The following is an 11,777-nucleotide window of genomic DNA, read 5'->3' on the forward strand; positions in this document are numbered from 1 at the left end:
CGCCTGCGACATCCCCCACCAGTCCACCGTCACCACCACCATCCGCGTCGCCTGCACGAACGGCCGCACGAACGAGCCGTCCGCCTCACCCTGCCCGCCGAAGAAGCCGTGCCCGTACTGGAGCAGCCGCACCGGCGCCACGCCCTGCCCCCAGACACTCCGGGGAATCTGCAGCGTGAAGGGCACCTCCGCCTCGCCATTGCGCCGCACCCGCCCCTCGGCATCCCGCGCCAGCAGCGCTCCGGGCTGCGCCGTCTCCATGAACAGCGGCACCCGCAGCGTCCCCCTGATGCGACGCGCGATGTTCGCGTCCACGTCGTTCGTCACCTCCGTCACCGTCACCACCGGCGGCGTGGCCTCCATCGCCTCCATCGCCAGCCGACGCACGTCCAACATGTCCCGCGTGACGTTCTCCTCGGTCTCCGTCGTGAAGTCCCACGCCAGCTGCAGCTCCGCGCGCGGCACTCCCGCCGCCTCCAGCGCCGGGAAGATGTCCGCCTCGTAGCGCCGGGCCAGCGGCGCCAGCAGCGCATCCCCCGCCGTCTGTCCATCCCGGATGCGGCGGAAGCCCTCCGGCACCGGCACCGGCGCGCCGTCCTTCGCCTTCAGCCCGCGCAGCGCCACGATGTAGCGCGTCCCACCCTTCAGCCGCACCGCCGGCCGCACCAGCAGCGCCCGCCGCGCGTCCGCCGCCGCCCGAGGGTCCAGCTCCGCGAAGTGCAGCACGCCCGTGCCGGCTTCCGCCTCCAGCAACACCGTGCTCCCCGACGTCGCCTCCGTGGGCCGCGTCACCGGGGGCAGCCCCGTGTCATCCACCCCGCCCGGGAACAGCGCCAGCATCTGCGTGCCATGCGAATACCCATCCGCCGGATGCAGGTCCGTGAAGTCGAACGGCGTCCCATCCCGCGTCTTCAGCTTCGCGGCCGCGCTCAGCGTCACCCGGTGCCCCGACGGCAGCGCCGCGTCCTCCTTCAGGAAGTAGTCCGAGGGATACGGCAACAGGCAGTCATGCTCGGACGCCAGCGGGTTGCAGCCCTCCGGCACCTGCAGCGGCGGCAGCTCCGAGCCCGAGTCCGGGGCCCCCGCATCCGGTGTCCCCGAGTCGGGCTGCGCCCCGGCGTCCGGCGTCGGCTGGTCATCGTCCGAGTCCGAGCACCCGCTCAACGCCAACAACGACGCCGCCAACACCCAGGCGCCGTGCTTCCTCATTCGCTCCCACATGGCTTGGACGCTCCTCGCGCGAACACAAATGTCTGTGTCACGCGAGTGTCACCGGACACGCCGCGAGCGCAAAGCCTCATCTCACGACACACCGCGCCACGCACCGCCATGCAGCGTCAGCCCTCACCTGGGGCTGACGCTGAGCTTCCACGGATGTATCAGATTCCGCAGATATCCTCGGCGAGCGAGATACACGCGGCGATGAACTGCGCCGTCGTGCAGCCGCCGTTCTGGGTGCAGACGATGTCGCCGGTGCCCGGCTCGCTGCACCACTGCAACGTCACCCAACACGCGGCCTGGGTGACGGTGCGCTCACCTTCGATGGCCTGGGCGCTCACGTTGCTCTCGCCCGAGGCGTCCCGCACGAACACGGACCTCCCGTCGTTCAGCGTGGCCTCGTACCGGGGCCCCTTGTCGTCGACTGTCGCCTCCGGCGTGGTGCCCTCGCCACAACCGGCGAGCACGCCCATGGAAACAGCCGCGACCATCACGAATGACAGTGCCTTCATGCGCTTCTCCTGGTGATGGAGCCCACCGACCCGAGCTCCGTGGGCGGATATGCAATGAGTGTCGAGCCTTCTCCATCGTTGATAGCCACTAGCTGAAATGTTTCCAGCCTCGTCTCGGGTCTGGGATTACAGTCACTCGCAATCACTGCGCAGGGATTGAGCCTCGCGCGTGCCTCCATGGAAACCTTCCGGAGAACCCGGACCAAACCCGCTCCATGTGCTCACGTGGGAGCGTTCGCTGGTGGACGGCGGCGGCCGGGTGCGTGCGGGTGCGCGCCAGGGCCCGCGGCTTCGGGGTAGGTTGCGGCCACCATGCCGTCCGTGAAGCAACTGCGCCCGTTCGCCCTGGCAACCCTGGAAGCCTTCCTCGACGCCTCCGGGCCCGTGGTCCTCGTCCAACAGCCGCCCGAGCCCGTCTTCCAACAGGTGGCGATGCGGCTGGGCGAGGCGCGCACCGTGGGCATGGCGCACCGCACCCGGCTGGTGGACCGGCTCTTCGTCATGCTGCGCGGCTTCGACGCGCTGGAGGTCCACTTCCTGCGTCCGGCCGCGGACGGGCAGGAGCTCACCGTGGGACGGATGGAGGGCTGCACGCTCATCGTCCCGGACCCGTCCGTGTCCAAGCACCACGCCACGCTCAAGTGGCACGCCTCGGCGGGGGACTGCTCGGTCCGGGACGTGGGCTCGATGAACGGGACCTGGGTCAACACCGCCGCGCTGACGCCCGAGCAGGACGTGCTGCTCACGGATGGCGACGCGCTGGGTTTCGGCGATGCCCAGTTCCTCTACCTGCGCACCGAGACGCTGCACGCGCACCTGCGCATGGCCAGCCCCGGCGCCCGGGGCTGAAGCCCACACGCCCTGGGGAATGTCCCGGGCCGCGCGGACGTAGGGAGGACGCCCTGGCGCCCAGGCGAGCCTCGGTGACAGGGGCATCACCTACATTCAGCCACTTCGTGCGGCGGGGCATGCGGCCCGGCGCTATGACTGCGGTTCTCGTGCGCTTGGGAGCGTGTTGATGGTCAGGCCGTTGCTTCTCCTCCTGGTCTACGTGGTCGCCTGGACCGTCCTGAAGTCGTTCTGGCCCGCGATGGCGCGAGGGTGGCGCCGGTGGGTGTTGCTCGGCGGCTCGGCGCTGTCCCTGGCCGTCTGGCTGGTGCCCGCCATCGCCGGACGCACCGCCGAGGTCCCCGCCCTGCTGCGCATCCTCGCCACGGGCTGGTCCATCTCCGCCATCATCATCTTCCTCGTCGGCGGCCCCCTGGCCCTGCTGCGCCGGTGGATGGACCGCCGCGCCCGGGCGAAGGCCTCCCCTGACGTCATGACGACCCAGGCCCCGGTCCCCGAGGTCCCCGAGTCCGTCCCCAGCGGAACACCCGCCACCCACTCCACGCAGGCCAGCGCCCTGGAGTCGCTGACGTCCGCGAGGATGAGCCGGCGCAACCTCCTGACGAACGCGGGGCGCGCGGTGCCGCTGCTCGCCGTGGGGACGAGCACGGCGGGCCTGGCCAGCGGCTCCATGGGCTTCAAGGTGGAGTCGGTGGAGGTGCGCCTGCCCGGCCTGCCCGCCGCGCTGGATGGGTTCCGCATCGGCCAGATTACCGACGTGCATGTGGGCACCTTCATCGACACCCAGTACCTGCGCGACACCGTGGCCGCGATGAACGAGGCCAAGGTGGACCTCCAGGTGATGACGGGGGACCTCATCGATGACCTGGACCAGCTCGACGCCACCATGGCCGCGCTGGAGGAGTGCCGCGCGCCGCACGGCATGCTGGCGGTGCTCGGCAACCACGAGCACTGGCGCGGGCTGGACGAGGTCGTCGGGGCCTACGCGAAGTCCCAGTCACGCGGCGGCCCGGTGCGCCTGCTCGTGGACGAGTCCCACACCTTCGAGCACGGCGGTCAGCGCGTGCGCGTGGTGGGCGTGGACTACCCCATGTCCGGCCGCAGCCACCGCGTGAAGGCCGCGCGCATGAAGCAGTCCGCCGAGCAGGCCTTCCAGGGCGTCTCTCCCGACGAGGTGGTGCTGTGCATCACGCACCACCCGGACTTCTTCGACCACGCCGCCGAGCGCGGGGCGCGGCTGACGCTGGCGGGCCACACCCACGGTGGCCAGGTGGCCTTCTTCGGGATGCCGTTCTTCTTCTTCGCCTTCCAGTACATGCTGGGCCGCTACCGCCGGGGCGACCACCAGCTCTACGTGTCCGGCGGCACCGGACACTGGCTGCCCTTCCGCCTGGGCGTCCCGCCCGAGGTGACGGTGCTCACGCTCCGCTCGGCGTGAGGACTGGCGCGGACTGCTGGCCGTAGGTCTTGAACTTGTCCAGCACGCGCGCCATCTCCGCGTCGTCGAGCAGCACGGGCTCGCCCACCTGGAGCGCTCGCCAGTACATGGCCGCGAGCGTCTCCACCTCCACCGCCAGCTTGAAGGCCGAGGGCAGGTCCCGCCCCAGCGCCAGCATGCCGTGGTTCGCCATCAGGCACGCCTTGCGGCCCTCCAGCGCGTCCAGGACGTTTCGCGCCAGCTCCGCGGTGCCGAAGGTGGCGTACGGCGCGCACCGCACGTCGACGCCGCCCGCCGCGCAGACCATGTAGTGGAAGGCCGGGATGCCTCGGCGCAGACACGCCAGCGTGGTGCTGAACATGGAGTGCGCGTGCAGCACCGCGCCCACCTCCGGACGGGCCTCCAGGATGTCCCGGTGGAGCTGCCACTCGGACGACGGACGCCGGGGGCCATCGTGGCTTCCATCCATGCGCATGAGGACCATGTCCTGGGGCATCAGCACTTCGTAGTCCATGCCGGTGGGCGTCAGCAGGAAGCCCCCGTCCACGCGCACGCTCAAGTTGCCGCTCGTGCCCTGGTTGAGCCCCGCCGCGTTCATCTTGCGGCAGGTGGCAATCATCGCCTCTCGCACGACGCGCTCGTCCTTCATGAGCCCATCCTCGCGAGCTCCGGGAGGAGCGAGCGCAGGCCGTCCTGGCTCGTCGAACATACGCCTTGCACGTCCTTCACGGCCCCACCTCCGCGCGCTCCGGGAACAGCGAGCGCAGGCCCGCCTCACTCGCCGGACACACGCCCCGCTCGGTGATGAGCGCCGTCACCAATCGCGCGGGCGTCACATCGAAGGCGTAGTTGGCGCAGGGGCTGCCCTCCGGTGTCACCCGCACCGTGGCCACCTCCCCCGAGGCGAGCCGGCCCGTGACGTCGCTCAATTCGGAGCCCTCGCGCTGCTCGATGGGAATCCCTCGCACGCCGTCGCGCAGGCGCCAGTCGATGGTGGGCGAGGGCAAGGCCACATAGAAAGGCACGCCGTTGTCCTTCGCCGCGAGCGCCTTGAGATAGGTGCCAATCTTGTTCGCCACATCCCCCTGGGCCGTGGTGCGGTCCGTGCCGACGATGCACAGGTCCACCTGCCCGTGCTGCATGAGGTGGCCCCCCACGTTGTCGGCGATGACGGTGTGCGGGACGCCGTGCTGCCCCAGCTCCCACGCCGTCAGCTGCGAGCCCTGATTGCGCGGGCGCGTCTCGTCCACCCAGACATGCACGGGCAGGCCCGCGTCGTGCGCCAGGTAGATGGGCGACAGCGCGGTGCCGAAGTCCACCGTCGCGAGCCACCCCGCATTGCAGTGGGTGAGCACCTCCAGCCGCCCCTTCCTCCCCTTCTTCTCCCACGCGGCCTCCAGGAGCTTCAGGCCGTGCTCCCCCAGCGCGCGGTTGATGGCCACGTCCTCGTCGCACAGTTCCGCCGCGCGCCGCTTCGCCGCCTCCACGCGCTCGACAGGGGGCAGCGGCGTCAACACGCGGCGCATCTCCTCCAGCGCCCAGTGCAGGTTGACGGCGGTGGGCCGCGTCTCGCCCAACACCGCGAGGGCCCGCGTCAGCGCCGCGTCGGAGGCATCCGCGCGCAAGGCCAGCCAGACCCCATAGGCGGCCGTCGCGCCGATGAGCGGCGCGCCCCGCACCCGCATCGCGCGGATGGCGTGCGCGGCCTCGTCCAGCGTCTCCAGTCGCGCGGTGACGAAGGCGTGGGGCAGCCGCGTCTGGTCGATGATGCCCACCGCGCGGGCATCCGGCTCCAGCCAGACGGCGCGGGTGGGCTTGCCGTGGACCTTCATCGCCCGAGCACCCGTCCGGCCACCGAGGACAGCTTCTCCACCATCGCCGCGTCGCGGGCCTCCGGCGCGGTGATGAGCGCGTGCTCCAGCGCGCGCTGACACCCCTGCCGACAGGGCCCCTCGTGTCCTCCGAGCAGCGGCACCACCTGCTTCACCAGCGAGCGCGCCTTGCCCGCGTTGCCCACCAGCACGGAGACGACCTGGTCCACGGTGACGGCGTCGTGCTCGGGGTGCCAGCAGTCGAAGTCCGTCACCATGGCCACCGTCGCGTAACAGAGCTCCGCCTCACGGGCGAGCTTGGCCTCCGGCATGTTCGTCATGCCGATGACGTCACAGCCCCACGTCCGGTACAGCCGGCTCTCCGCGAGCGAGGAGAACTGCGGCCCCTCCATCGCCAGATAGGTGCCGCCCCGGTGCGCGGCCACGCCCAGCGCGTCGCACGCGGCCACCACCGCATCCCCCAAGCGCGAGCACGTGGGCTTCGCCATGGACACGTGCGCCACCAGCCCCGTGCCGAAGAAGCTCTTCTCCCGCGCGAAGGTGCGGTCCACGAACTGGTCCACCACCACGAAGGTGCCCGGCGGCAGGTCCTCGCGCAGGCTGCCCACCGCGGACAGCGACAAGAGGTCCGTCACCCCGCTGCGCTTGAGCGCGTCGATGTTCGCCCGGAAGTCGATGTCGCTCGGGGCGAGGCGATGCCCACGTCCATGGCGGGGCAGGAACACGACCTGGGTGCCCTCGAGCGTGCCGAAGCACAGCTCGTCGGAGGGCTCGCCGAAGGGCGAGGACACCTTCCTCCACGTGACGTCCTTCAGGCCATCCATCTGGTACAGGCCACTGCCACCGATGATGCCGATGACGGGCGCGGGGGCTCGGGACATGGGTCTTCTCCGGAGTCGAGGGACGCCGCCAGCGTACCAGCCTCCCCGCGGCCCACGTGGGTTGACAGCGTCACGCGGCGCCCTATATTCAACCTTATGGTTGAACAAAACGCGAGCCAGCTCGACCACACCTTCCATGCGCTGTCCGACCCGACACGTCGGGCGATGCTGCGCAACCTGTCGGTGCACGAGCGCAGCGTCGGAGAGCTGGCGGCGCCCTTCCAGATGTCCCTGGCCGCGGCGTCCAAGCACATCAAGGTGCTGGAGCGTGCGGGGCTGGTGCACCGCGAGGTGAAGGGCCGCACGCACGTCTGCCGGCTCAACGCCCGGCCGCTGTCGGACGCGCAGGACTGGATTCGCTACTACGAGCGCTTCTGGAGCGAGCGGCTCGACATGCTGGAGAGCCTGCTGCGCGGCGAGGCTCCCACGCCCCCTTCCCCCAAGAAAGGACGCACCCGGTGAACCCCTCGAAGACGGTCCAGGTCCAGCTCACCCGCTTCTTCCCCGCCAGCGCCGAGCGTGTCTTCGACGCGTGGCTGAGCCCCGAGACGCTCGGCCGGTGGATGTGGGGCCCGGGGGTGCGCGACGAGGAGGTGGTGCACCTGCGCGTCGACGCGCGCGTGGGCGGCGGCTTCTCCTTCCTCGTGCGCAGGCAGGGGCAGGACATCGACCACATCGGGACCTATCTGGAGATGGCCCGTCCCCAGCGGCTGGTCTTCACGTGGGCCATCCGCGAGGAGACGATGAGCGAGGAGAACATCAGCCGCGTCACCCTGGACTTCCGGCCGAGGGACTCGGGCTGTGAGCTGACCTTGACGCACGTCATGTCGGACACGTGGGCGGAGTACGCGGACCGCACGCAAGCGGGCTGGGCCACCATGCTCACCACGCTGGCGCGCGAGCTCACCGTGGAGGCCCCGCGCCATGGCTGAGCACGGCGTCGTGACCGAGCCCCAGACGGTGCGCCTCGAGCGCGTGCTGCCGGGGCCGATGGAGCGGGTGTGGGCGTTCCTCACGGACCCGGAGCTGCGCGGGAAGTGGCTCGCCGCCGGGGACATGGAGCTGCGCGAGGGCGGAAGCGTCGAGCTGCGTTTCCAGCACGCCAACCTCTCCCACGAGCCGGTGCCCCAGCGCTATCAGGTGATGCGCGACGGACATCGGCACACGGGCCGCGTCCTGCGATGCGAGCCGCCGCACGTGCTGAGCTACACCTGGGCCGAGCAGACGGGCGCCCCTTCCGAGGTCACCTTCGAGCTGAGCGCCCGGGGCGAGGACGTGCTGCTCGTCGTCACCCACCGTCGCCTCGTCACGCGCGCCGACCGCGTCAGCGTCGCGAGCGGCTGGGACACCCACCTGGGCATCCTCGAGGACCAGCTGCGAGGACGGACGCCTCGCGGCTTCTGGTCCACCCACGCACGCCTGGAGGCCGAGTACGAGGAGCGCTTCCCCCTGGATTGAAGTCCTCGGGCGCGTGACGGGCCCTCGCCCCGTTGCCCGCCGCGGCTCGCGACGTCGAGGCGCACCTTCCTGGGAGACGCATTCTCCCTGGGAGGTCGCCATGAAGGTCGAAGAAGCCATGACCGCCAATCCCGTCACCTGTCTGCCCGACACGGGCATCGAACAGGCGGCGCGTTGGATGGTCGAGTGTGATTGTGGAGCCCTGCCCGTCATCGACGTCGACAACCGGCCGCTGGGCATCATCACGGACCGGGACATCACCTGCCGCATCATCGCCAAGGGGAAGGACCCCTACATGCTGGACGTGACGGCGGCGATGAGCGCGCCCGCGGCCACCGTGTACCGCGACACCACGCTGGAGGACTGCCTGGCGTTGATGGAGCAGAACCAGGTGCGGCGCATGGTGGTGCTCGACGACGACAACACCGTCTGCGGCATGGTGGCGCAGGCGGACCTGGTGGAGCGTCTGGGCGCGGAGGAGACCGCCGAGCTGATGCGCGAGGTCTCCGTCGACACGCAGTCCGCGTCGCAGGTGCACTGACGACGGCGCGCGCTGGAGCCTCAGTCGCCGCCGAGCGCGAACGCGGCCATGCGCCGCACGCGGTCCGGCCCCGAGCGCTCCAGCACGTCGTTGTGCCCCGCGTCCGGCACCGTCACCACCGTGGCTCGAGGGAAGCGGGTACCCAGCTGGCGCCCCATCTCCACCGGGATGAGGGTGTCCTGCTCACCGTGGATGATGAGCACCGGCAGGTCGAGCCCCTGGGCCTTCGACAGGGTGTCGAAGCGGTCCCTCACGAGCAGCGAGGTGGGGAGGAAGGGCAGCATCGTCGCCGCCATGTCGGGGATGGAGGTGTAGGGCGCCACCAGCATGATGCGTGCGCCGTGGCCCCGGCGCGCCATCTCCACCGCCACGCCCGTGCCCAGGCTGCGGCCGCTGAGCACCGTGCGCTCCGGCGGGACGCCCTGGGTGCGCAGCAGCGCGAGCGCGGCCTCCGCCGCCGCGTAGATGCCCTGCTCGGAGGGCGCTCCGGGGGAGGCGCCGTAGCCCGGGTACTCGACGGCCAGGAAGCCCAGGCCGTTCGACTGGAGGAACAGGCCCAGGTCGAGCTGGTCGAGGAGCTGCTCCCCGTTGCCGTGGAAGTGCACCACCGTCGGCGCGCCCTCGGACCCTGGCAGCTGGAGCAGGTCCACGTAGGCCCCTTCGCTCAATGGCAGCCGGCTGAAGCCGTCCGCCGCGGGCAGCGCCGTGGAGGACTTCGGCGCGGGGAAGAGCAGCGAGCGCTGGAACGCGAAGGCCGCGACGCACAGCGCGACATAGAGGACCGCGAAGACGGAGAGGAGGAGGGTGAGCATGCGGCGGAGGCGGACCATGGCCCCGCCCAGTCTGCCCCATTCCGGACCGCGCTATGTGAACAGGCCCAGCGGAGTACCGGGGGGGTACCCCGGAAACACCCGGGTCAGGTCCACGCCAGGGCGGCAGGCGCGCAGGGCCTCCGACAGCGGGGCTCTCACGTCGGTCCACGCGGGCACGTCCCGGCCGTCCTGGAGCCGGTCCGCGGTCAGGGGCTCGAAGCGGCCATACACCCGCCCTCCGCGCACGCCGCCGCCGAGCACGAGCATCGCGCTCCCGACGCCGTGGTCCGTGCCTCGGCTGCCGTTCTCCCGCACGGTGCGGCCGAACTCCGTCAGGACCACCACCGTCACGTGCTCGAGCCGTGGGCCCAGGTCGCGCGCGAAGGCGGACAGCGCGCCGGACAGCTCCGCGCAGCGATTGGCGAAGGTGCCCGTGGCCGCGCCCTGCGCCGCGTGGGTGTCCCAGCCGCCCATCTCCGTGGCGGCGACCTCCAGGCCCACGTCGCCCTTGATGAGCCGGGCGATGTCCGCCAGTCGCTGGCCCAGGGGTGCGCGTGGGTACTCGACGCCGGAGGTGGGCGGCAGCCGGGCGAGCTGCTCTTCGTCCAGGTGCGAGAGGGCCTCGAAGGCGCCCTGCCCCGTGGTCCGCAGCGCGTCGTCCACGGCGCCGGCATAGAGCGCCTCGAAGCCGCGAGTGGCCCGTGCTCCTCGGTTGCCCACGCGCAGCCGGAACTCCTCCAGTCGCCCCATGGCCAGCGCGCCCGCGTCACCGAAGAGCGCTCGGGGCAGCGTGGACTGCAGCGCCACGGCGCGCAGCGGCGCGGAGGGGACTTGCGCCTCGGAGCCCAGCGCGCGGTTGAGCCAACCATCCGGCGTCGACTTGCGGCCCGGCGTTCCGGACTCCACGAAGTCCTGGGCATCGAAGTGCGAGCGGACCGGAGTGGGCAGTCCCACGCCGTGCAGCACCGCGAGCTGTCCTTCCTTCCACAGCGGGAGCAGGGGCTCCAAACGTGGGTGCAGGCCGAAGGGTGAGGACAGGGGCAGCGCGGCGCCCTCGCCCGTGGACTTCAGCGCGAGCGAGGGACGCGCGCGGTGGTAGGCCGCGTCCTCGACAGGCGGGACGAGCGAGAGTCCGTCCACTCCGCCCCGGAGGAACACCGTCACCAACGTGCGCCTGGAAGGAGGTGTGGCCGCCTGGACGCCACGCAGGAGACCTGGCGTGAACAGGAGCCCCGCTCCGGACAGACCCAGCGCATGCAGCAGACGGCGTCGAGAGAGGGACTGGGGCATGCGGCTGGGACTCCAGGGTGGTCGGCCTCGCGAGGCGGCGAGGTCCGCCCATTCAACACCCGGTCGGTCCGGAAGTTACGAGCGCACCTCCGCCCCCATGACGGCACATCGTTCAGGTGGCGCCGCCTCGAGCCTGCGTCAGGGCTGCTTCTTCTCGCGCAGTTGGTGGAGCACCTCGCGCGCGGTGGCGGCGGACGACGCCGGGTTCTGCCCGGTGACGAGCCGGCCGTCGGCCACGACGAAGCTCTCCCACAAGGGGCCCGACTCGTAGCGGGCTCCCAGCTCCTTCAGCCGCGTCTCCAGCGCGAACGGGACGATGGCGTCGAACTTCGCCGCCTTCTCCTCCGCGTTGCTGAAGCCCGCCACGCGCTTGCCCTTCACCAGCGGCTGCCCGTCCGGCCCCTTCACCCCCACCAGCGCCGCGGGCCCGTGGCAGACCGCCGCCACCACCGCGCCCCGCGCGTACCCGGCGGACAACAGCTTGTGGGTGGGTGCGTGCTTCGACAGGTCCCACATCACGCCGTGCCCGCCCACGACGAAGTACGCGTCGTACGCGTCCTTCACCTTCGCGAGCTCGAGCGTGTTCGCCAGCTTCTTCTTCGCCCGCGCATCCGACAGGAACGCCTTCGTGGACTCGGTCTGCTCCTTCTCGCTGCGAGGGTCCACCGGCGCGGCCCCGCCCTCCGGCGAGGCGATGTCCACCTGCGCCCCCGCGCTGACGAACGCCTCGTAGGGCGCGGCCAGCTCCTCCAGCCAGAAGCCGGTCTTCTCTCCCGTGTCCCCGAACTGCGAGTGGCTGGTGACAATCAACAGGACCTTCACGGCGGTCAGCATCTCTTCCATGACACGGCTCCCTCGCGGGCCCCCGAGGAGGGGCCCCACGGCGAAAGGGATACGCCTGGAGGTCCGCCCAGAAAACCGAGGGCTTCTTCACATAAGCTCAAGC

13 protein-coding genes and 1 pseudogene are annotated in these 11,777 nt (G+C 71.1%); 6 read left to right on the forward strand and 8 right to left on the reverse strand.

The window, feature by feature from the left end; translation table 11 throughout:
- Both FL311_RS06200 and FL311_RS06205 read right to left on the reverse strand, forming a co-directional pair.
- Positions 1-1,221: pseudogene (locus tag FL311_RS06200) on the reverse strand (hypothetical protein); the annotation flags it as partial.
- Positions 1,222-1,379: 158 nt separating this feature from the next.
- On the reverse strand, positions 1,380-1,730 hold the full coding sequence (locus FL311_RS06205; protein ID WP_141324014.1) for a hypothetical protein: 351 nt from the start codon (positions 1,728-1,730) through the stop codon (positions 1,380-1,382).
- Positions 1,731-2,042: 312 nt separating this feature from the next.
- Between FL311_RS06205 and FL311_RS06210 the strand changes: the two genes are divergently transcribed.
- Both FL311_RS06210 and FL311_RS06215 read left to right on the forward strand, forming a co-directional pair.
- On the forward strand, positions 2,043-2,579 hold the full coding sequence (locus tag FL311_RS06210) for an FHA domain-containing protein (RefSeq protein WP_141324015.1): 537 nt from the start codon (positions 2,043-2,045) through the stop codon (positions 2,577-2,579).
- A 169-nt stretch (positions 2,580-2,748) separates the two neighbouring features.
- The gene (locus tag FL311_RS06215; RefSeq protein WP_141324016.1) at positions 2,749-4,017 is read left to right on the forward strand and encodes a metallophosphoesterase; all 1,269 of its coding nucleotides are present in this window, start codon (positions 2,749-2,751) and stop codon (positions 4,015-4,017) included.
- Here the strand turns inward: FL311_RS06215 and FL311_RS06220 are convergent.
- From FL311_RS06220 to FL311_RS06230, 3 genes are all read right to left on the reverse strand, one after another.
- A complete protein-coding gene (locus FL311_RS06220; protein WP_141324017.1) occupies positions 3,998-4,666 on the reverse strand; it encodes a class II aldolase/adducin family protein in 669 nt (222 codons plus the stop codon). The two genes, FL311_RS06215 and FL311_RS06220, sit on opposite strands and share 20 nt — an antisense overlap.
- Before the next feature lie 76 nt (positions 4,667-4,742).
- Positions 4,743-5,849, reverse strand: coding sequence for an S-methyl-5-thioribose-1-phosphate isomerase (gene mtnA / locus FL311_RS06225; RefSeq protein WP_141324018.1), 1,107 nt, complete (start codon positions 5,847-5,849; stop codon positions 4,743-4,745).
- Complete coding sequence (locus tag FL311_RS06230) at positions 5,846-6,730, reverse strand: S-methyl-5'-thioadenosine phosphorylase (RefSeq protein WP_141324019.1); 885 nt, start codon at positions 6,728-6,730, stop codon at positions 5,846-5,848. The genes mtnA and FL311_RS06230 overlap by 4 nt, the downstream gene beginning before the upstream one ends.
- A 96-nt stretch (positions 6,731-6,826) precedes the next feature.
- Between FL311_RS06230 and FL311_RS06235 the strand changes: the two genes are divergently transcribed.
- The 4 genes from FL311_RS06235 to FL311_RS06250 all read left to right on the forward strand — a co-directional run bounded on the left by FL311_RS06235 (position 6,827) and on the right by FL311_RS06250 (position 8,729).
- Positions 6,827-7,192 (forward strand): helix-turn-helix transcriptional regulator, encoded by a 366-nt coding sequence (locus FL311_RS06235; RefSeq protein ID WP_141324020.1) that lies wholly within the window; start codon positions 6,827-6,829, stop codon positions 7,190-7,192.
- Positions 7,189-7,662 (forward strand): SRPBCC domain-containing protein, encoded by a 474-nt coding sequence (locus tag FL311_RS06240; protein WP_141324021.1) that lies wholly within the window; start codon positions 7,189-7,191, stop codon positions 7,660-7,662. Before FL311_RS06235 ends, FL311_RS06240 begins: the two co-directional genes overlap by 4 nt.
- Positions 7,655-8,188 carry an SRPBCC family protein gene (locus tag FL311_RS06245; RefSeq protein ID WP_141324022.1) on the forward strand — a complete coding sequence of 178 codons (534 nt, stop codon included), beginning with the start codon at positions 7,655-7,657 and terminating at the stop codon, positions 8,186-8,188. The genes FL311_RS06240 and FL311_RS06245 overlap by 8 nt, the downstream gene beginning before the upstream one ends.
- 100 nt (positions 8,189-8,288) lie before the next feature.
- The gene (locus tag FL311_RS06250; RefSeq protein WP_228556703.1) at positions 8,289-8,729 is read left to right on the forward strand and encodes a CBS domain-containing protein; all 441 of its coding nucleotides are present in this window, start codon (positions 8,289-8,291) and stop codon (positions 8,727-8,729) included.
- A gap of 20 nt (positions 8,730-8,749) precedes the next feature.
- Here FL311_RS06250 and FL311_RS06255 read toward each other — a convergent pair whose 3' ends face one another.
- The 3 genes from FL311_RS06255 to FL311_RS06265 all read right to left on the reverse strand — a co-directional run bounded on the left by FL311_RS06255 (position 8,750) and on the right by FL311_RS06265 (position 11,653).
- Positions 8,750-9,541 carry an alpha/beta hydrolase gene (locus FL311_RS06255; RefSeq protein WP_228556704.1) on the reverse strand — a complete coding sequence of 264 codons (792 nt, stop codon included), beginning with the start codon at positions 9,539-9,541 and terminating at the stop codon, positions 8,750-8,752.
- A gap of 51 nt (positions 9,542-9,592) precedes the next feature.
- On the reverse strand, positions 9,593-10,831 hold the full coding sequence (locus FL311_RS06260; protein WP_141324024.1) for a DUF1501 domain-containing protein: 1,239 nt from the start codon (positions 10,829-10,831) through the stop codon (positions 9,593-9,595).
- Between the two features lie 138 nt (positions 10,832-10,969).
- Positions 10,970-11,653, reverse strand: a complete 684-nt coding sequence (locus tag FL311_RS06265; protein WP_368668543.1) for a type 1 glutamine amidotransferase domain-containing protein — start codon at positions 11,651-11,653, stop codon at positions 10,970-10,972.
- Positions 11,654-11,777: the final 124 nt, after the last annotated feature.

This window comes from Myxococcus sp. AB025B (assembly GCF_006518215.1).
Lineage (GTDB): Bacteria > Myxococcota > Myxococcia > Myxococcales > Myxococcaceae > Myxococcus > Myxococcus fulvus.

What these genes read in the sequence shown, in the direction of transcription:
- mtnA (WP_141324018.1), bottom strand. Translation starts at nt 5,849, where the DNA reads ATGAAGGTCCACGGCAAGCCCACCCGCGCCGTCTGGCTGGAGCCGGAT.
- FL311_RS06235 (WP_141324020.1), top strand. Translation starts at nt 6,827, where the DNA reads ATGGTTGAACAAAACGCGAGCCAGCTCGACCACACCTTCCATGCGCTG.
- FL311_RS06260 (WP_141324024.1), bottom strand. Translation starts at nt 10,831, where the DNA reads ATGCCCCAGTCCCTCTCTCGACGCCGTCTGCTGCATGCGCTGGGTCTG.
- FL311_RS06255 (WP_228556704.1), bottom strand. Translation starts at nt 9,541, where the DNA reads ATGCTCACCCTCCTCCTCTCCGTCTTCGCGGTCCTCTATGTCGCGCTG.
- FL311_RS06205 (WP_141324014.1), bottom strand. Translation starts at nt 1,730, where the DNA reads ATGAAGGCACTGTCATTCGTGATGGTCGCGGCTGTTTCCATGGGCGTG.
- FL311_RS06215 (WP_141324016.1), top strand. Translation starts at nt 2,749, where the DNA reads ATGGTCAGGCCGTTGCTTCTCCTCCTGGTCTACGTGGTCGCCTGGACC.
- FL311_RS06250 (WP_228556703.1), top strand. Translation starts at nt 8,289, where the DNA reads ATGAAGGTCGAAGAAGCCATGACCGCCAATCCCGTCACCTGTCTGCCC.
- FL311_RS06220 (WP_141324017.1), bottom strand. Translation starts at nt 4,666, where the DNA reads ATGAAGGACGAGCGCGTCGTGCGAGAGGCGATGATTGCCACCTGCCGC.
- FL311_RS06210 (WP_141324015.1), top strand. Translation starts at nt 2,043, where the DNA reads ATGCCGTCCGTGAAGCAACTGCGCCCGTTCGCCCTGGCAACCCTGGAA.
- FL311_RS06230 (WP_141324019.1), bottom strand. Translation starts at nt 6,730, where the DNA reads ATGTCCCGAGCCCCCGCGCCCGTCATCGGCATCATCGGTGGCAGTGGC.
- FL311_RS06245 (WP_141324022.1), top strand. Translation starts at nt 7,655, where the DNA reads ATGGCTGAGCACGGCGTCGTGACCGAGCCCCAGACGGTGCGCCTCGAG.